Below are 18,008 nucleotides of genomic sequence, written 5' to 3' on the forward strand. Positions count from 1 at the left end.
CCCGCGAGCGCCGCCTGGTGCCGGATCCGATCAACGTAGCGGTGGTGGCAGCACCCGGTGCACCCAGTCGCTGGCGCGTTCATACGCGTGGGCGAGTCGCAGCAGGTCCAGCTCGCCGTGGTTCGGGCCGATCAGCTGCACGCCCATCGGCAGGTCGGCGGCGCCGAAACCGGCGGGCAGGTTGAGCACCGGGTGGCCGGACAACGTCCACGGCGCCACGGTCTCCATCCACCGGTGGTAGGTGTCCATGGTCCGGCCGCCGACCTCGCGCGGCCAGCGCAGCGCGGCGTCGAACGGGAAGACCTGCGCGGTCGGCGCGATCAGGAAGTCGTAGTCGTCGAACAGCGCCGCGACGTGCGCGTGCCAGTCGTCGCGGCCGGTGAGCGCGGCGGCGATCTCGCGCACGCCCATCCGCAGGTAGCCCTCCACCTCGAAGACCGCCTCCGGTTTGAGCAGCGCACGGTTGCTTTCGTCGGCGTGCAGGTCGTGCAGCGTCTGGCCGGTCATCCAGTGCCGCCACAGCATGAACGTCTCCCACGCCTGCTCGACGGGCAGCTCGCGCTCCACCGGCTCGACGACGCAGCCGATCTCCTCGAAGGTCCCCAGCGCCGACGCGCACACCGCCAGCACGCCGGGTTCGGTCGGCAGGTAGCCGCCGAAGTCGCCGAGCCAACCGATCCGCAGGCCGTCGACGCGGTGCTCCAGCGGTTCGGCGAACACCGCGGGGTCCTGTTCGACGCCCAGCGGGGCGCGCGGATCAGGACCGGCCATAGTGGACAGGAGCATGGCCAGGTCGCGCACGGTGCGGGCCATCGGGCCGGACACGGAGGGTTCGCTGAGGAAGCCCGGTTTCGGGACGCGGCCGAAGCTCGGGCGCAGCCCGAGCACGTGGCAGAAGGCGGCGGGGTTATCAGTTGGCTCCGAACCATGAAGTCGGAGAAGGCACAAAAAAAGCCCCCGACCTGCCCGGTGAGGGGCTGGACGGGGGCTGTGGGTGGTGCGTCAGGTGGCGGCGTTGATCTGGCGGGCGAGGGCAAGGGCGTCTTCGTTCGGGTAGTTGTCCGCGCCCGATCCTTCGTCGCGGGTCCCTGCCTCGTCAAGGAAGACTCGGGCCAGAGGCTCCGCGACGGCGGGGGAGAAGGTGGCGATCCAGCGGGCATCGGCTTCGTCAGCGATGCCGGGGTCTCCGTACTCGGAATCGTGGATCGACACGTTGGTTTCGTAGGCGTACGCGGTCCGGTGCTCACTCCCCGGCAATCGTTCGCTGGCGTGAACATCTCCGTTGTCATCGACCGTCCACGGTCCGGGCTTTGCCTTGGCGGCCAGCTCGCGCAGCGTCGCGGCGGCCTGGCGGAGTTCTTCGGCGGGGTTGTTCATAATGACTTCCTTGATCAGTTGGTGAGAACGTACGATCCTTGCGGGGCTGTGACGCGGGTGCCGGGGCGAACACCGCGACCTGACGTGACCCGCCCCTCGACATCCAGGCGGGCGCCGACCCTCTCGACGCGCACCTTCACGCGGGCACCGTCGACGCGGGCGGAGACGTGACTACCGACCCGGGGGACGGTCGACAGGGTCAGCAGGTGCCGGCCGACGCCGGAGAGGCCTGCGAGCGGGTTACGGACAGAGCGGGGGCGTCGATTGCGGTTCACGGTGTCTCCTCGTTTGTGTTCGAACGTGGTCAGCGCTTCGGATGCGGGGTGCGGTTGTAGGTCTTGGCGATACGGGGCTCGCTCGGCGCAGTGCCGATGTGGCGGCAGTGACCCGGGGCGCAGTGGCAGTCGGTCATGCTCTCGTAGTTGCTCAAGGTCTTCTCCTCGTCACAGGTACTTGGTGAACCGCGGGGCGCGGCGGGAACGCGGGGCGGAGGCAGCGCGGTACGCCTGCCTGTCGAGCTGGGCGCGACGCTCGCGCTGCTCGGGGGTGTCGAGCTTCGGGGGCTGGACGCTGGGAACGGTGGCGACCGAACCGCGCTTCTTGGCGATCTCGACGCTCTCTCGCAGACGGCTGGCCGCGGCTTCCTGCTCCTCGGTCGAGTCCCACGAGTCCGCGGTCTCGGCGGCCCGCTCCTCCTGGAGGGCGCGGTACTGGCGGTTGCGCCAAGCTTCGAGCTTCTGGGCGCGGAGTTCTTCGAGCTCTCCCCGCTCCGCGGCCTGGGCGCGGGTAAGGCGGTCGTTGATCTCGTCGACCCGCTCGGGGGTGGCTTCCTCGACGTCCAACACGCGGCTGAAGTACCGAGCTCGGTCCTCGCGTGCCCGGGTGAGCTTGCCGCGAGGTGCGACCTGCTCGACGTTCTCGGCGGTGACGTCCGTGGCGGAACCCGCCTCCTCGTCAACGAACCGAACCTCGCCGAACGAGATCACGGCGACCCGCAGCAGCGTCGCGAGACGGTCGACCTCCCACGTGTGGGCCTCAAGCCGGCGGTAACCGGGCTCGTGCAGGTGTCCGGTGGCCTCACTGATGCGGGTTTCCGGGGTTGGCCCCTCAGTCACGGTGAACTTCCGCTTCGACGAGAAGATGTCTTCGAACCACCCCTCGTCCATCAGGAAGTCGAAGATGATCCGGGGGCGAGTGCTTCCGGCGGGAAGGGTGATCGTCGGGCGGTTCATCGGTCGGCCTCCTCGGTGCTGGTGAACCCTGTATCGCTCGTCATCACGTAAATGTTTCAACGCGACATGGCTGATCGCAAAATGGCCAGACCCGACGAGGCAGCGCGGGTGACGGTCGGCCGGCTGATACCCAGGACACGCGCAACATCCAGGTGCGTCATCGGCTCCTCGCCGTCCAGGCCGAGGTGGGCCGTCAACACGTCCTGCTCGCGGTCGGACAGAAGCGACCACGCCTCGTCGAGGCGCTCGTCATCGAAACCAGACAGGACGCCAGCGAGAGCCGACAGGGCGTTCGGGTCGTCAATGTTGCGGGTCGTCTCGTCGTCGATGTCGACCCGGCGGCCCGGCTGGATGGCATCCACAACCGCGCCGAAGCGGTCGGCCGAGATCCCGTTCCGGTCGCCCTGCGACTCCGCGAGAGCAGCAGCGGCAGCGGAGAGATCTCCTTTCGCGTCCCGGATCGCCGACTGCACCCGGAGAACCGTCTTCCCGGGGACCGTGTACGGCGTCGCGAACTTGCGAGCTTCGTAGCCGACCGTGCGTGCACGGCTGGAGAAGCGTGCAGCGAACGGACGGTCGTCCGCTTCCGCGGCCAGCACCTCCAGCAGGGCGACAACCTGTTCCTGGTGAGCGTCGTCGTGGTCGAAGACCGCGCCGGGGCCGTCCACGTCCTTGGTCGAGCCGTACCGGTTGGCGTTCGACTCGATCTTGGCGAGGAACCGCGCGTACAGCGCCAGGAGAGCGGCGTATCCGTCAACGTCGGAGGCGGTCAGCTCCGCGAGCTCGTCCGCAGTAAAGGTCGCGTACCGCTCGGCCACGATCGCGTACCCGGTACCGACGAACTCGACGGTGACGCGGCGGACCTGGGGGTCCCGGAACAGCTCGCGGCGGGCCGCCTTCGCGTCAGCGTGGGCTGTGCGGGACGACGGGACGAAGTCGTTGATGACCTCGACGGTGTTGAACCGGGCGTTCGCCTCAACGAAGTCAGGGTCAGCCAGCAGGCGGGACACCCGCTCGGCGGCGTTCTGGACGCCGTAACCCATGATCGCGGTAGCGGCAGCGGCGCGGCGGTCTTCGCGGTCGGCGTGGAAGGCGGACTTCGGCATGTCTTCTCCTCGTTTGTGTTTTCGCGTGGTGCGCCCGGCTTGCGTGAGATCCGTTCGGGCGCGGTGAGGTATTTGTACGGGACAGCCACGTCAACAATCAAACGTGGATCTCGGGCACTCGTGCCCCCTGTGTGGCGCCCGAGGACTCCCGCACGGGCGCCGACCAGCGAGGATGATCGGAAACGAACACAACCACCGGGCGGGTGACCCGTTCTGGAAATCACCCGCCCGGAGTAGTGTTTTAACGTCACGCGGGCAGTGCGGGAGCCAGCGCGATACGGGTCCAGGCGCGCCCGGCGGCGTCGGTCTCGACCTCCCTGTGAAGCTCGACAGGGGCGGCCATGTTGACCGGGTCGTTCTCGAAGCCAGACTCAGGGACGGTCGGGGCGGGGAAGTAACGACGGTTGGACGGGCGGATCAGCATGGGGGCTCCTTGATGGAAGTTCGCTTCAAAACGGCCGTTGGTACGCAGCCGGGCGTTTGGTTCACGGGGCGGCGGATTCACTCGGTCGGAGTAGCGGACCCCTCCCACCGGTCGAGGGCCGCGTTCATCGCTCGAATCGCGATCTCCAGGTCCGCGGCGGCCCGGTTCAGGGCGTTGACAGTCGCGTCAACCTCGGCCATGACGCCGCGGTCCTGCTGGGCGATCAGCACCGCCTCGACCGGGCGAGCGACGCCGCCGACCCCGCGGGGTGCGGAGTAGCCGAGAGGAAGCTCGTAACGACGGTGCTCGACGATCGGGGCGATCTCCGATGCGGTCTTGGCGGCACGGACGACAGCGGACAGAGCGTTGACGATGTTGGTTTCACGCATGAAAAGCTCCTTGGTTGGGTTTGTGTTCGAACGTGGTGCGGTGATCAGTGACCGGCTTCCTGCCAGTCCTTCGCGGGGCGACCTGCCTCGACGGGGAAGTGGATCTCTTGGCCGATGCCGTCGCCGGGCGACCACGTGGTTTCCATGCACTCGCGGATGACCGCGGTCAGCTCCTCGACCTCGCCGGCGGGGAGGCTGAAGACGAGGGCGTCGTGAACCTGGGCGACGAGGAACGTGATCAGTCGGACGTCGCGTCGAGCCATGCGGATCAGGCCGTCAACGACGATTTCCCGCGTACCCGACTGGCCGTAGAGCGCAGGAGCCTGGGTGAACTCCCGGTCGCGCTCGACGATCATTCGACGACCCCACCAATTCGCGACGTAGCCGTAACGCTGGGCCTCCTTGATCACGCGGGTTTTCCACTTCTCGACGCGGGGGTACGCGCGCTTCATCTGGGCGACGAACAGCTTCGACGTCTCCAGAGGGACACCCGCGTTTCGTGACAGAGTCAGGGCGCCCGCGTTGTACGAGTAGGCGTGGTTCTGGGCCTTCGCCGTGTCCCGGTACTGCTTGGTCACCGGGTTCTTCTTGTCGTAGCCGACCACGTCTGCGCCCCACACGATGTGGGCCGTGAGCAGGTGAGCGTCCGCACCGGGGGCGAAGCGCTCCTTGAACGCCTCATCGCCGGAGTAGGCGGCCACAATCCGGGCGTCAGCCTGCGAGTAGTCGAGCTCGACGAGAACGTGATCGTCTTCGTTCGGGATGAAGTACGACTTCTCGACGGCTCCTTTCGGGTCTCGGGACGTCCACACGGTCAAGCCCGGGTTCTGAGTGCTCTTTCGGCCAGACCGCTGAAGCGTGTGGATGTCGACGTGCACCCTGCCGTCTGGCTGAACGTTGTCCAGGGCTGACTGCGCCAGCGGGCGGAGACCGCCGATCCGGGCGATAGCCTGCGCCAGTTCGAGCGCCTCGTCCGAACCGTACTTCTTGGCGGTCTCGACCAGCCCTTCACCGCCCAACGACGGCCCGCCGTTCTTGGTGCGAGGAAGCTTGTCCTCGGCAATGCCGACCTCCGCCAGCGCCCGGAGAACCGCCTCTTTGCCGGCCTTCGTGCGAAGCGGCGCCTTGCCCTCAGTCGGGAAGCCGTACCGCTCGTGCAACATCTCCAGCGTGGTTCGCTGGATCTCCTCCAGCTCCGCGACGCGAGCCTTCGCCCGCTCGACGTCGATACGCCAGCCGTTGCGGCTGTTCTGCGCGTCGATCGCCGCGTTGATCTGCTCCCGCAGGGCGTACGGGTCGGTCGGGCTTCCGAGCTGGGACAGCCGGCGGGCGACGTCCCGGGTAGCGATGACGTCCTGGCGGAGGTAGTCACGGAACCGCGGGTCAGAGGTCGGGATGTTGCCGAAACCCCCGAACTCCTTGGCGAGTGCCTTCAGGTCGTGGGACTTGCCGGCGACACCCAGTTGATACGCCTGGTTGTCCAGGCTGAACCACTTCTTTGCCCGCTCCGGGCCGTCCACGAACACGGGATTTCCGTTTCGGTCGACGTAGCTCGACGGGGCGGGGTGGACCAAGGTGGCGTGGACCCAGGTGTCGAAGACTTTGTCGGCAAGCGCCAGTTCCAGGGGCTCGGTCGAGTCCTTACCGAAGATGCCGATGAGGTCGAAGGCGTGGATTCGGTGACCGACGATGACGTCCGCCTCGCGGATGGCGGCCCGGACATCTTCGAGATCCTCCGTCAGCACGACATCGCCGTTCGCGCCCCAGGCGTAACCCGTGAGCCGGACGAAATTCTCGGGGGGTAGCGACCAGAGAAGGTCCGCGGACTCGGATTCGATATCGAGAAAAAGCGCTTTCTGCGTCACGGCTGGTTCCTCCTGTACAGGTCGTCAGCGAAAGACCGCTTGTCGAGGTGGTGCCCGAACTTCGCCATCCGCCACGCCTCCGAAGCGGCGTAGGCGCACGAGCGACAACCGCGACCGTGGGAATCCCTGTCGATCAGGTTCCAACCGGCGTACTCGTGCCCATTCGGGCAATGGGTTTTGTTGAGGTTGCTGTTCTGGCCGTGCCGTTTCGTGTCTGCTGCGTTCTCGGAAGGCGTGCCGTACGCGAGGTTTTCCAGATGGTTGTTCGACTTGTCACCATCCAAATGCCGGATCTGTGCACCTTCGGGCCTCGGCCCGCGAAAGGCGGCCAACACCACCCGATGCACGGTCCAAGCGGAACGCCGACCTTCAACCTTGAAATACACGCGGCGGTACCCGTCACCGCCGGGCGGGGAGGAAAGCACCCGACCGGACCGAACGGATCGAACACGCCCTTTGTTGCTGGCCTCGTACGAAACCCATCCGGGCACGGGTCGCCAAATCTCGCCGTTCACTTCTCCTCCAAGCTCGATATCTGCTCCACGGCGGAATCGAAGTCGACCCCGTCGAACCACTCGCGTTTGACTGTCGACGTGGACAGGTCGGCGACGATGCGGATCGCCGCGGTCTCCAGGGAGGCGGGGTCCGCCACAACGGGGCTGATCCACGTACGGGCCACGCTCAGGCCCATGCACTCCGCGTTGTAAGCGTGCTGGGATATCCTGTGCTCCGGATGCGTCGCCCTGCCGACCTTCGTACGGCCGGTGCTGAACTGGACCAGGTAGACGTACCCCGCTGGTCCGTCGACCGGGAGGGAGTCGCGACCCGAGTAGACCGCCTCTTTCTGGCACGGCTTACACCAGTCCTGGCGGCCGTCCGGGGAGGCGTTCTTGCGATGGAACTCCGCGAGCGGTTTCCCCGTATTGCACCTCCGACAGACCTTCTCGTCGGTAATCGAAATCAAAGTTTCACCTCGTTTGTGTTTGACCGTGGCGGGGGCTCGGATGAACCCCCGCCGGGGGTCAGTCGGTCTCGGCCTGCTTCTCAGCCGCGGTCTTCCAGCGGAGACCGACCCAGGCGCGGAACTGCTCCGGGAGCGCGGACACGGGACCGGTCGTCGAGATCTCGACCGACTTCGAATTCCGCTTGATCCGGCGGTTGGCCACGTGCTTAGCGCCCTTGGTCGACGCCAGGCGAGTTCCGATGTAGCCGTCCGAAACCGGCTTCTTGCCCAGGTCCGCCAGCCACTCGTTGTAGGCGTCGAGCAGCTCTTTCGAGCTGATCGCGGCCTTCTTGTCGATCGTGAGCTCCGCGTCGAAGAACGCGCCGAACGTGTCCGACTCCATGCGCCACGACTGCGTTTCCTTCGCGACCGCATCCGGCAGTTCACCGCATGACCCACCACCCTTGGTGAACCCGCAAGCGCCCTCGACGATCCAGGCGAGGGCCGCCTTCTGGACGTCGAGCGACGACTTCAAGGAGTGCTTCACCTGGGGGTCGGCCCGGAGGTCGGACTCGTCTTCCAGCTCCTCGCCCGGGAACTTGTACGTCCACGGCCACGGGACGGCGATCAGCCGGCGCCACGTGCCGCGGTCGTTTTCGAGCACCTGGGGGCGGTGGTTCGAGTTCACGAGCAGGGAGTGAGTCGCGTCGAACGTGACGTTGTCCCGACGCATCAAGCGGGCCGTGATCTTCGCCGTGCCGATCAACTTCTTGATGATCGCCGGGCGAAGGACCTGCGCCTCCGGGAGCTCCTCCAGGATCGCCCACCTCGCCCCGCGGAAGACCATCTTCTCGGTGCTGTGGTCGCCGTCCGAGCCAAGAACCGCCTTGTCGTGCAGGAACACGGCGTAATCCCCGAGGCTGTACAGGATCGCATCCGTGAGCGTCGACTTCCCGTTGCTGCCCTGCCCGAAGCTGAACAACATCGTGTCGTCGTTGCTCGGCCGGCCGAACGCACCCTCGCCCACCTTGAGCTGAAGCCACGACTCCGTACCCGGCGCGAACGCCTGGCGAGCCTTATCCCACAGCGGATGGGTTGCCTTCGGGTCGTAGGGGACGTGGGTCGACTTCGTGATGTAGTCCTGCGGGTTGTGCGGACGGATCTCTCCCGTGCGCAGGTCGACCGTTCCGTTGGTGCAGTTCAACAGGTTCGGGTCCGCGTCCAGGCGGGAAGCGCGGATGTAGATCCGACCCGGGTCCGCCTCGACGAACTTCATCACCTGGTTGAAGTCGTGACCGTTGCCCAGAGCCGACCACCACTCGCCGTACGCCTTCCACGAACGACGGAACTCGGCGACCGCCTCGAGACGCTCCTCGAGCTCCTTCAACCGCTGGGACGGGCCGTCGCCGCCTTCCGCCTTGAGGATCGCGACCTCCTCGGCCATGCCGCGGCGCTGCTCGTTGTTGTCGATCGCGTCGAGCATGCGATTCGCCTCGGACCGGTGACGACGGATCGCCCGCTGCACGGCGTGACGGACCGGAATGTTCGGCTCCGGCGACCAGCGGTCACCCACCCACTCATGCCAGCCGAGACCCTCGACGAACAGGTACCGGCCCTCGAGCTCCTCGACGACCACCGGCGCCGCGAGGGCGTGGGACTGGTGAGGGTGGCCCGGCATCCGGGGCGCCTCGCGCTGCATGAGCTCGTCGAGCGGGACGTTGGTCTCGATCGACGGGGTGACCTCAGACGCCGCGGCCAGCTCCCAAGGCTGCGACGAGCCTTTCGAGACGCCGTCCGCGATCCACGTCATGTCCTCCTCGTCGAGCGCCTCCCACGGCACCGCCTCCAGGACATCCCTGGCGACAGCCGCGGTCAGCGCGTCATCGTCGAGCACCGCGTCATCCTTCGCAGCCTTCGCGCCCTCGAACTGGGCGTAGCCGACCGCGTAGCCGAAGATCGCGGAACGCATGCCGCGGCCCGACTTCAGCCGCTCCAGGCGGTTCCGGAGGATCTCCTCGCCCTGCTCAACCGAGACCTTGTACGAACCGTGAATGCTCGGGTCGAACTTCGGGCGCTGGGTCTCCTGGCGGGCCGTGATGACCTCGATCATGTCCGGAGTCAGCGCCGGGAGATCGTCGACAGGGACGATCGCACCGCCGAAGGCGTACGAGGCGTCAGAGCCGAACACCCGAGTAGGGGCTGTGATGACCAGACCGCCAGCGCCGCGGATGTCGATACCCGGGGCGACCTCGCCGGCGGAGTTGCGGATGCGGCCGGACGGGTCCCGGTAGAAGCGGTGAACGCCTCCGGAGCGGGTGACCACCGTCATCGGGGTTGGCTGCTGGGCGGGGAGCTTGTTCCACTCCTCAATCCCGTTGACCGAGTCCGAGACGTCCAGATCGACGACCACGATGCCGGACTTCGCGCAGTCGACGGCAATGCCCTTCATCGACTTCCGCGGGGTCGCGAACCACTCGCGGACCTGCGCCTCGTCGATGGTGGAATGGACATTCCAGCTCTCAGCGTGCGGGAAGGGCATCGACAAGCGCTTCTTGGACGTCTCCTCGTTCAGGACGACGGTGAGGGGAAAGACGTAGTAGCCCGCCCGGACGAGCGCAAGGCCCGTGTCGAGCAGAGAACGCTGGTAACTGGTCATCAAGTCTCCTCGTTTGTGTATGCACGCGGAGAAGGGGCGGTCGTGGAGACCCGCCCCTTCATCGCCTGAGTTGGTACGCAGGCGCCGTTTTGGTTCAGCCGCACTCGCCGTGTTCGAATCGGTCGCTGGTCACCAGTCGACGGTGACCTTCGCGGAGTGGATCAGCCGGTCCACCTTCTTGGCGTCCGCGTCGCTGATCCCGTTCGGGGCGTAGTCCTCGGCCATCTCGTGGATGGTCAGGTACTCGACGTTGTGCGCGTGCTCCAAGATCAGTTCCTTGGCGTACGCCTTCAGTTCTTCTTCGGTCATTCCGGACACTCCAATCGGTTTGGGTCAGCCGCACTCGCCGTGTTCGAACCGCGCCCGCTGGGCCGCCCGGAACGCCGCGAGGTAGTCAGCCGGGAGCGGCTCCTCGCAGACGTAGCCCCGGAGAAGGTCGACCGCGTTGCCGATCGCCTGCGGATCGTGCTCCGAGGCGATCAGCTCGACGGGCGGGTCCTCGACCGGCGGCCACGGGGTAGCGGTCAGCTCGCCGCCAGCGAAGTGCAGACGCCACGGCCGGCGAGACTGTCCGCGCGGTTGGCGGAACACCTCGCCCAGGACCAAGACGTCATTGCCAGACTCGGACAGAGCCGCGGCACCGTTGATCGTCTTCGTGTGGTCGTGCGCCGTAAAGCGGCCCTTGACCTCCGCCCACAGACCGAGGTCGGGAAGGAAGAAATCGGGCAGGTAGCGGAACTTCGAGGCGCGCGGATACCACTGCTCGCGGAACCGCCAGGGGAGTACGAAGCCGTCCGGCTCGTAAGCGAACTCGAGCTCGAGCTCATCGAACGCGAGCGCCCAACGTGCTTCAAGGCGGGACCGGAAGCGATAGCCGGCGTACTCGGTTTCGATGGACTTCATCGCGTCCACCTCACCGACGCGCCTCGTGCGATCGCGTTCGGCATCGCGGCGAGAAGAGACCCCCAGTCCTGTCGACCGGGGGCCGCCGGGTAGATCAGCACTTCATCACCGCGCCCAATCGCCCGGATGTCTCCCGGAGCGAGGGGTCTCTCGGCGGTGATGTGGATGGCGGCTATGGTCGCCCCCTTCTGTCGACGTGGTGCAGAACGGAATGCGTCATGCGGCTGGTCTGGCGGTCGAACTTCTCCCCGCCGGGGCCGACCGGGTGGCGTGGGGGCGGAATGACGACCTCGCAGAGCGAGCACCACACCCCCTCAGGCTTGTCGACGTAAAACGAATAGTCGCGGGGCGGGACGTCGAGAACTGTTCCGTCCCGGAGCACGAAACGGCTCACGGCCTCACCTCCTCCTCGACGTGGATCGGGAAGAAGCATGTGCGTCGGTAGACGTCGGCCTCCTCGGCGGTGACACCGCGGGCGATGTTCGACCACGGGGTTTTCTGGGGCTCGTTCGGGATCTGCATCCAGACCGCATAGGTCTTCACGGCTCCACCCCCAGGGCGCGGGCGATGGCGGTCTTGAACCGAAGGGCGGTAGCGCCGGATATGAACTCGGCGAAACCGTTCGGGGCCGTCGCCTCCAGCTCGTTACACAGGTCCAGCACGGCGCGGAGAGCGTCGAACACGTCGTGAGCCCAGGCGTGCGGCTCGTCGTAAGCCCAATCGATCCGCTCGCGAATCCGGTCGTCGAGGTTGGTCATCACGCATCCTTCAGGGCGTCGAGGTCTTCCCACACCACGGCGGCGCGCTGGGTGCGGTAGACCTTCTGCTCCCGGTTCGGGGGCGTGCGCCAGCTATTGAACAGTTCGTGCTCCCACTCATTCAGCGCCTTCGCCTGTGACGTGGCGCTGGCCTTGCGGTTGTAGACCTTGGCGCGGCCCGTGACGTTGGTCGGGACGTCGCCGTTCTGATCGACGACGCGGTACACGTACTCAGTCATTGGGGCTCCTTTTCCGCCCAAGAAAAAGACCCGACAGCCGAAGCCATCGGGTCTTCCTCCTGGGAGTGCGGTTACTTCTTCTTGTCGGTGTCGACGAGATCCTTCACCTTGTCGTCGCCCTGCGACCAGTGGTCCGCGTCGCGACCGAACTCGTCCTTCACTCCCAGCATGATCAAATCTCCTTGCGGTTACGGGTTGATGGTGACGGTTACTTCCTCGCGTCGGCCCTCACGCGTGAACATGTGCTGCACCTCGGCCTTGTGCTTCACGACCAGGTGAACCAAGTGGAGCGCACGCGCGATGCAGTCGGGGCTGACGTCGGGCTTGATGGGGGACGTCCAGACCTCCGCGGCGCCGCACAGATCGCACGTCTGGCCGGCGGGGGAAGTCGTGAACTTGAGCTGAATCGGGTGGACCTGGACAGTAAGCATGAAGGGCTCCTCAGAAGAATGGTGCGGAAAACGAAGACACCGCAAGAATACCGCGGAGGACTGACAATTTCGGGGGTCAGAGGTAGACGACGCCCTCGACGAAATGATGCGGCTCGCGGGGCGTGGAAGCCGCCTTCTCGTAGGCGGCGAGCGCAGCCTCGGCGTAACCCTCGTACACGTCCCACGGCTCGATGTCGTTGTAAACCTCGGCGTCCACCCCGCGGATTGCTTCGGCCATGATTCTGATCATTTTGGGGTCAGGCATCAGCTCTCCCGGCAGGAAGGACGCCCGCAGAACGCGCGGGTGTGGGAGTGCGTGTACGGGCAGGGGTCCGGGTCAATACCCAGAGCGCGGGCGATTGCGGCGCGGACCAGGTCTGTAGAGATCGCGTCGCAACAGGCCGTCTCTGCCTCGTCGCATTCGGCCAGCACGGCGCGGAGGGCGTCGGCGAGAGGTCCGGCGTCCCGCTTCGCCGGGTGGCTTTCGTGCGGCCAGTAGTCCAGGTCCGCGATCTTGGCCCGAATCGGGGCGTCGAGGTCAGCCACGGCGGGCCTCCCGAGCCAGAGCCAGGCGGGCGCGACGCTCGTCGGCGATCCGCTGCTCCTCCAGCCAGGCGGTGTCCACCTCGTACTTGTCGCGGGTCGCCTGGTGGGCCCGGCCGCATGCCGGGAAGGTGAAGAACACCCCCTCCTGCACGGCGGTGATCCCGCCATCGTTGGTCTTGCCGTGCGAACAGGTCTCGACGTTCAGGAGCGGGGTCTCAGGCGTGCGCATGGTCAGCTCTCCTTATGACAGGCGGAAAAGTGGGCGTAGGCCGCGACGGTCGCGGCGTACTCGGTGCGGGCGTGGCCCGTGGCGTAGCAGCGGGTGAAGACCAGGCCGGAGAGGGAAACGACCCAACAGCGCCAGACATAAGTCCGACGCTGCTGGTCGTGGGTTACCTCGGGGCGGCCGGCGACGATGGCGGCCATGGGGTTACTCGTTGGTGATGTCGGTCAGGGGACCGCAGTACTCTTCGACGAAGGACAGTTCCCGGTCCTTCGACCTCTCCCCTGCGAGACGAAAGAACCCGTTGGGCTGCTGCTCCCACACGTCGCCCTGTGCGTCGCGGAAGCGGCGGGGCTTGTTGTAGCTCGCGTAACACCCCTCGACGTGCTTCGAGGCGGGACATTCGACGTCGCCACGGCAGCCATCCTCGCCCAGGGTGCGGAGGGCGGCCTTCAGCTCGGCGAGCTCCCGGGAGCGGCGGAGGAGAACGTCACCAGCCGCACGGGCGTGTGCGAGGTCGGACTTCAGGACGCGGTTTTGGTCCTCCAGCTCCTCGACCCGGGACAGTTCGGCCTCCGCCTTCTCGGCGCGGGCCTTCCAACCGTCCCGTTCGGCCTTCACCGCGAAGTATTCCGAGCACTCCGCCAGCTCTGCCTCGGCCTTCTCGGCGCGGGTGCGGAGCTTTCCCGTCAAGTCTTCGAGGTAGCGAACCCGGTCCTCGGCCCTCTCTGCGCGTGTGCGCAGATGCGTCGAGACGGACACCTCGTCGGCGAGCTGACCGGCGTAATCGTTCCGCTGCGCCTCCGCCTTCTCGGCGCGGGCCTTCTGCTCGTACGCCATCTCCGCGGCGCTGTTGCGGTCGACGATCATTGCTTGAAGCTCGCGCTCGAACCGGTCGGCGCGGGCGCGGGTCTCGTCCAACTCCTCAACCAAGTCCCGGGACATGATCCGCAAAGACTCGGTGTCGCCGGCGTCGAGGTCCCGGAACTTGCACGTAGCCGGCTCCGGGGTGGTCTCGTCGGTGTAACCGACGTCCGTCCAGCCGAACGGGAAAGGGGCGACCTGAACGAGCCGGCGCGCTTCAACGAAAATCGGGATGGACAAAACCCGCTGGCCTGGGTCGAACTTGACGTAAACGGTCGCGGTGCCGTTGGGGTTACCGCGTGCCCAATAAGGCTTGGGGATGACGGTACCTACGCCTTCAGCGTCGATGAATCGGACCCGGTCGCCCGGCTTGAAGTCCTGGACGGGGCGGAGGGTGTTCGCGGCCTGAAGGAACTCGTCTCCGTTGTCGGCCTCGACGTAGACCATCGTCGGGGAGTCTGCGGACACGCGGGTGACGGTGCCGACGCGGGTGTTCAGGTTCGGGAAGCCGGTCCAGGTGACGCGGTCGCCGATCTCGGGCTTGTAGTCGGACATAGCGGGCTCCTTAACGGGTAGCGGTTGCAGCAGCGGCGAACAAGGCGACCGGCAAGAGAGCGAGGTCGTCCTCACGCTTGATCTCGATCGCGTGGACGTTCGTACGGTCGGTCCCGAGGTCGACCGCCAGGAACAGCGAAACGGCGTGCTCGTGACCATCCGGGCAGGACTCGACGTCGCCAGGGGTGAGAGCGACCTCGTCGGGCAGGTTCAGGAAGCAGGAGGGCTCGTCACCGGTCTGGCCAGAGAAGACGAGCCACTCCGCGTACGTGGCGAGCGCGTACGCCTCGCGGGGGTGCAGAGTGGCGATCCGCTTGCCGGACGGGGTTTCGAACTCCATCTCGACCATGCACTCGGTCGCGCGGATGAAGACGGACATGAGGGCTCCTCGACGTGGAAACGCCCCCACAGGCGGTCTCGGTGACTGCACCTGCGGGGGCGTGGTTGTGGACGTGCGCGCGGCGGGACCTGCACCCGCGTTTCCCCTCGCCATCCGGATATTGGGGCGTTCTGACTGCTTGAACTACGCGCGCATGCCCGGACCGGTGGGGTCCGGGTCTTGGTCAGCCCGCGTTGAACTCGCGGACCAGGACGCCCGGCTGAAGACTGGCGGTGACGGTCCCGACGAGAACGCAAGCCGACGCGATCGAGTCCCGCCAGATACCTGGACCCTCGTCACCACAGTCACGGGCGGCGAGGCGTCGGGCTTCGCTCTCGTCGTTCGCGACAACCGCGAATTCGTCCGCCGCGTCGTGGGTCGGGCCGTTGTCGTAGCCGCGTCGGGTCAGGTGGTAAATGAACATGACGGCTCCTTTAAGGAAATGGGTTTCATGAAGTGCGCGCGGCGGGAGTCGAACCCGCGTTTCCGTTGATCCCCGGTGCACCCCCGAGCTCTGGCGGGCAAGGGCGGGGCGGCGTCCTGCCGTTGGACGACGCGCGCTTTGTGGTGCCCCCGGGGTTTCCGGGGGCTACCGATGGATCAGATGAACTCGACGACCGGGCGGTGATAGCTGACGTCCATGCCGGCCTTCGTGGTGAACTCGACCAAGACCAGCTTCAGCCGGGCGCGGATTGGAGTGTCCCCGGCGCGGGCTTCGAGCTCGCGTTCGATCTCCGGGAGGTCGCGGACCAGCGACCAAGAACCGGTGCGGTACAAGCCGATACCCAGATCAGGGGCGTCCGCGAGCTGGAAAGTCAGCTTGATCTCGGGCGACGGGCCGCGGCCCTTCTTGGCGAGAGCCTTGCGCTCAGCGAAGCCGGCGGGGCAGCCGCACGGCTCGCCCTCCTCGTCCTCCAGGAGGGAGTACATCCCGTCGCACTTGTGGATAGGGCCGTTCATGCCGTACAGGACCATCACGGTCGACAGCGACTTCGGGCCGTCGATCAGGACATCGACCGAAGCGGTCTCGGTGACAATGCGCTGGTCGTCGCCCTTCTCGACGTCCAGCACCTCGACCTCGCCGCCGAACTTCTCGGCGAAGGTGGGGGCGATGGTCGGGTCCTCCGTGGTGAACGCCCAGGTGCTCAAGGCGACCGGCTGACCGTTGGCGACCAGGCCGCCGCGGAGGCGGAAGTCCGGGGTGAAGCTCGGGCCGGTCCGCTTCTTGGCGGCGGCCTCGGGGTCAGTCTCGAAGATTCGGAGAGACATGCAAGCTCCTCGTTTGTGTCTCATCGTCGGGATCGTTGTCCCGTTCAATGGAGTAGTTGGTACGCAGCGGCGCGTTTGGTTCACGGGTGCCCCGGATCACTCGGTTGGAGCAATCCGGGGCGTTTGTGTTTGAGCGTGGTCAGCGCTTGGCGGCGCGACGCTGCGAGCCGGTGGACTTCTCCGTCGTCGTGTCGAAGACCGGCTTGCCGACCATCGTGGACATCTGGTCGTTGACGATGTCGAAGACCTTGCGCAGCGTCAGGAATGCCTCGAAGGTCTCCTCGTCCACGCGAGCAGGGACCAGCCGGACACCCTCGGGGCGGAGGTGCACCACCACACCCGCATCGATCTTCGGGATTTCCTGGATCTCTCCCGTCGTGTCGATGATGTGGTCCGCGTAGCTGTACGCGCTCAACTGCATCGCAACTTCGCTGTGCACCCCAGAGCGCGTGGTCTTCGCATCTCCCATCACCGTCTCACCCTCGATCTTGGCGATGAAGTCGAAGCTTCCGGCGTAGCGGTGCGTGTCGCTCCAGGTCGTCTGCTCCAGGAACAGGTACTCGGGCTGGAACTTGTCGTTGAACGCGTGGATGCCATCCACGTAGGGCTGGTACTCCGGGTGGATTCGGCCAATGTTCTCCCCGCGCGCGATGCGCTCGAAGAGGTCGTGAACCGCAGTCCCCGTGTCGGCCGCGCCGGCGGTCGAGCGGCGGGGGGCGCCCTTCAGGAAGTCGATCGCGCCTTGCTTGTCCTTCAGTGCGAGGCCGGTCACCTCGGGTAGGCACTCCAGGGCCGTCTCCGCGACGACCTTCGCGGCCCAGAAGGTGAGGAAGGGCTTCGGGATCATGTTCAGGATGCTGGTCACGCCCGGGACGCGCTCATCGCGGTCGGGACGGACGTAGAACCTACTGTCGTTCTTCTTTACGGTCTTGACTGCGGGCACAGGGGCTCCCTGGGTTGGTCAGAATTGACACCCAGGTAGTTGGTACGCAGCGGCGCGTTTGGTTCACGGCGCGACCTCGACTTCGCCCCTCCTCGACGCGGAGCACCCCCGCGGAGCTTCTCGACGGGTAAAAACGGCCTCTGACCTGCGGAAATAAGGTAATCGGGTGACAGTGGTGACACCCCCCCGGATTAGTGCCTTAGGGGAGTTGATGTTGAAAAAGTCGCCTATAGCGGATAATGGGAGGGGGTGTCACCGCTGTCACCAAAATCGGAGTTTTCGCAGGTCAGAGGCGGTTTTTCCGGTTTGGGCACAGTTCGAGGTCTACCAGCCCCAGGAGCTCGACGTCCGCGAGGCAGCGCCGCTCGGGCGGGGGAGGGGGCGAAGGCGTCGAGGTCTCGCCGTCGTCCGGCGGAGGAGGGGCGGGGGTCTCGGGGATCTCAGGCGCCCCCGGGTCCTCGCCTGGCGGCTGCGGAGGAACCCCACCCCCCGGAGCATCCACCGGTCGAGACGCCTCGTCGTCCCTCTCCCACGTCGACACGATCAACCGGTCCTGCACGGGACTCGGGGGCGTCGCCGCCGGCGGCAGGGGGCGAGTGACGGTCACGGTAGGCGGAACCAGCAACGGCCGAGACGGCTCCGCGATGACGGGGCGCCGACGTTCGGGGAAGACATCGTCGGTCGGGGTGCTCATGAGAACCACGGCCGCGGCAGCGGACAGAGCGGCAGCGGAAGCGGCCATCGCGAACGGTCGGGTGCGTGCCCAGTTCGCGAGAGCCAGAGCTCCGATCGCGACGGCCACAGCTCCCTTGACGAGGCGGAGGCGGGTACGCCGGAACGGTGGCGGGGACTCGTCGGCTGCGTCCAGCGCTGCCAGCTCTCGGCCGATTTCTTCGGCCCGGAGAC

Annotated in this window: 26 protein-coding genes and 2 tRNA genes; all 28 read right to left on the reverse strand. The window is 66.5% G+C overall.

The window, feature by feature from the left end; genetic code table 11:
* Nucleotides 1-30: 30 nt before the first annotated feature.
* Nucleotides 31-948 carry an amidase family protein gene (locus tag HUO13_RS11855; protein WP_282976389.1) on the reverse strand — a complete coding sequence of 306 codons (918 nt, stop codon included), beginning with the start codon at nt 946-948 and terminating at the stop codon, nt 31-33.
* Between the two features lie 54 nt (nt 949-1,002).
* Nucleotides 1,003-1,377, reverse strand: a complete 375-nt coding sequence (locus tag HUO13_RS11860) for a hypothetical protein (protein ID WP_211901438.1) — start codon at nt 1,375-1,377, stop codon at nt 1,003-1,005.
* Nucleotides 1,378-1,681: 304 nt separating this feature from the next.
* Nucleotides 1,682-1,807 (reverse strand): hypothetical protein, encoded by a 126-nt coding sequence (locus HUO13_RS38045; RefSeq protein ID WP_282976390.1) that lies wholly within the window; start codon nt 1,805-1,807, stop codon nt 1,682-1,684.
* Nucleotides 1,808-1,820: 13 nt separating this feature from the next.
* Nucleotides 1,821-2,609 carry a hypothetical protein gene (locus HUO13_RS11865; protein WP_211901439.1) on the reverse strand — a complete coding sequence of 263 codons (789 nt, stop codon included), beginning with the start codon at nt 2,607-2,609 and terminating at the stop codon, nt 1,821-1,823.
* Between the two features lie 56 nt (nt 2,610-2,665).
* Nucleotides 2,666-3,619 (reverse strand): sigma factor-like helix-turn-helix DNA-binding protein, encoded by a 954-nt coding sequence (locus HUO13_RS11870; protein WP_211901440.1) that lies wholly within the window; start codon nt 3,617-3,619, stop codon nt 2,666-2,668.
* A 343-nt stretch (nt 3,620-3,962) separates the two neighbouring features.
* A complete protein-coding gene (locus tag HUO13_RS11875; protein ID WP_211901441.1) occupies nt 3,963-4,139 on the reverse strand; it encodes a hypothetical protein in 177 nt (58 codons plus the stop codon).
* A gap of 77 nt (nt 4,140-4,216) precedes the next feature.
* Complete coding sequence (locus tag HUO13_RS11880) at nt 4,217-4,528, reverse strand: hypothetical protein (RefSeq protein WP_211901442.1); 312 nt, start codon at nt 4,526-4,528, stop codon at nt 4,217-4,219.
* Nucleotides 4,529-4,572: 44 nt separating this feature from the next.
* Nucleotides 4,573-6,393 carry a DNA polymerase gene (locus HUO13_RS11885; RefSeq protein ID WP_249124695.1) on the reverse strand — a complete coding sequence of 607 codons (1,821 nt, stop codon included), beginning with the start codon at nt 6,391-6,393 and terminating at the stop codon, nt 4,573-4,575.
* On the reverse strand, nt 6,390-6,908 hold the full coding sequence (locus HUO13_RS11890) for an NUMOD4 motif-containing HNH endonuclease (protein ID WP_211901443.1): 519 nt from the start codon (nt 6,906-6,908) through the stop codon (nt 6,390-6,392). Before HUO13_RS11890 ends, HUO13_RS11885 begins: the two co-directional genes overlap by 4 nt.
* Nucleotides 6,905-7,357, reverse strand: a complete 453-nt coding sequence (locus HUO13_RS11895; protein ID WP_211901444.1) for a GIY-YIG nuclease family protein — start codon at nt 7,355-7,357, stop codon at nt 6,905-6,907. The genes HUO13_RS11890 and HUO13_RS11895 overlap by 4 nt, the downstream gene beginning before the upstream one ends.
* Nucleotides 7,358-7,415: 58 nt before the next feature.
* Complete coding sequence (locus tag HUO13_RS11900) at nt 7,416-9,992, reverse strand: phage/plasmid primase, P4 family (RefSeq protein ID WP_211901445.1); 2,577 nt, start codon at nt 9,990-9,992, stop codon at nt 7,416-7,418.
* A gap of 129 nt (nt 9,993-10,121) precedes the next feature.
* On the reverse strand, nt 10,122-10,301 hold the full coding sequence (locus tag HUO13_RS11905) for a hypothetical protein (RefSeq protein ID WP_211901446.1): 180 nt from the start codon (nt 10,299-10,301) through the stop codon (nt 10,122-10,124).
* Nucleotides 10,302-10,325: 24 nt separating this feature from the next.
* Entirely contained in the window at nt 10,326-10,895 is a 570-nt protein-coding gene (locus HUO13_RS11910; protein WP_211901447.1) for a hypothetical protein, read from the reverse strand.
* Nucleotides 10,896-11,285: 390 nt separating this feature from the next.
* Entirely contained in the window at nt 11,286-11,438 is a 153-nt protein-coding gene (locus HUO13_RS11915) for a hypothetical protein (protein WP_211901448.1), read from the reverse strand.
* Nucleotides 11,435-11,653, reverse strand: coding sequence for a hypothetical protein (locus HUO13_RS11920; protein WP_211901449.1), 219 nt, complete (start codon nt 11,651-11,653; stop codon nt 11,435-11,437). The genes HUO13_RS11915 and HUO13_RS11920 overlap by 4 nt, the downstream gene beginning before the upstream one ends.
* Nucleotides 11,653-11,892, reverse strand: a complete 240-nt coding sequence (locus HUO13_RS11925; protein ID WP_211901450.1) for a hypothetical protein — start codon at nt 11,890-11,892, stop codon at nt 11,653-11,655. Before HUO13_RS11925 ends, HUO13_RS11920 begins: the two co-directional genes overlap by 1 nt.
* A gap of 188 nt (nt 11,893-12,080) precedes the next feature.
* On the reverse strand, nt 12,081-12,323 hold the full coding sequence (locus HUO13_RS11930; protein ID WP_211901451.1) for a hypothetical protein: 243 nt from the start codon (nt 12,321-12,323) through the stop codon (nt 12,081-12,083).
* A gap of 76 nt (nt 12,324-12,399) precedes the next feature.
* Nucleotides 12,400-12,561, reverse strand: a complete 162-nt coding sequence (locus HUO13_RS11935; RefSeq protein WP_211901452.1) for a hypothetical protein — start codon at nt 12,559-12,561, stop codon at nt 12,400-12,402.
* 26 nt (nt 12,562-12,587) lie between these two features.
* Nucleotides 12,588-12,869: a hypothetical protein gene (locus tag HUO13_RS11940; RefSeq protein WP_211901453.1), complete on the reverse strand. Its 282-nt coding sequence runs from the start codon at nt 12,867-12,869 to the stop codon at nt 12,588-12,590.
* Nucleotides 12,862-13,098, reverse strand: a complete 237-nt coding sequence (locus tag HUO13_RS11945; protein ID WP_211901454.1) for a hypothetical protein — start codon at nt 13,096-13,098, stop codon at nt 12,862-12,864. The genes HUO13_RS11940 and HUO13_RS11945 overlap by 8 nt, the downstream gene beginning before the upstream one ends.
* Nucleotides 13,099-13,100: 2 nt before the next feature.
* Nucleotides 13,101-13,295, reverse strand: coding sequence for a hypothetical protein (locus HUO13_RS11950; protein WP_211901455.1), 195 nt, complete (start codon nt 13,293-13,295; stop codon nt 13,101-13,103).
* A gap of 4 nt (nt 13,296-13,299) precedes the next feature.
* A complete protein-coding gene (locus HUO13_RS11955; protein WP_211901456.1) occupies nt 13,300-14,511 on the reverse strand; it encodes a hypothetical protein in 1,212 nt (403 codons plus the stop codon).
* 10 nt (nt 14,512-14,521) lie between these two features.
* Complete coding sequence (locus HUO13_RS11960) at nt 14,522-14,890, reverse strand: hypothetical protein (RefSeq protein WP_211901457.1); 369 nt, start codon at nt 14,888-14,890, stop codon at nt 14,522-14,524.
* A gap of 74 nt (nt 14,891-14,964) precedes the next feature.
* A tRNA-OTHER gene (locus tag HUO13_RS11965) sits at nt 14,965-15,044 on the reverse strand.
* Nucleotides 15,045-15,074: 30 nt separating this feature from the next.
* Nucleotides 15,075-15,314, reverse strand: coding sequence for a hypothetical protein (locus HUO13_RS11970; RefSeq protein WP_211901458.1), 240 nt, complete (start codon nt 15,312-15,314; stop codon nt 15,075-15,077).
* Between the two features lie 33 nt (nt 15,315-15,347).
* A tRNA-OTHER gene (locus tag HUO13_RS11975) sits at nt 15,348-15,451 on the reverse strand.
* Nucleotides 15,452-15,490: 39 nt separating this feature from the next.
* Nucleotides 15,491-16,159 carry a hypothetical protein gene (locus tag HUO13_RS11980; protein WP_211901459.1) on the reverse strand — a complete coding sequence of 223 codons (669 nt, stop codon included), beginning with the start codon at nt 16,157-16,159 and terminating at the stop codon, nt 15,491-15,493.
* 139 nt (nt 16,160-16,298) lie between these two features.
* Nucleotides 16,299-17,102, reverse strand: a complete 804-nt coding sequence (locus HUO13_RS11985) for a hypothetical protein (protein WP_211901460.1) — start codon at nt 17,100-17,102, stop codon at nt 16,299-16,301.
* Nucleotides 17,103-18,008: the final 906 nt, after the last annotated feature.

Origin of the sequence: Saccharopolyspora erythraea (genome assembly GCF_018141105.1) — a bacterium.
Classification (GTDB): Bacteria; Actinomycetota; Actinomycetes; order Mycobacteriales; family Pseudonocardiaceae; genus Saccharopolyspora_D; species Saccharopolyspora_D erythraea_A.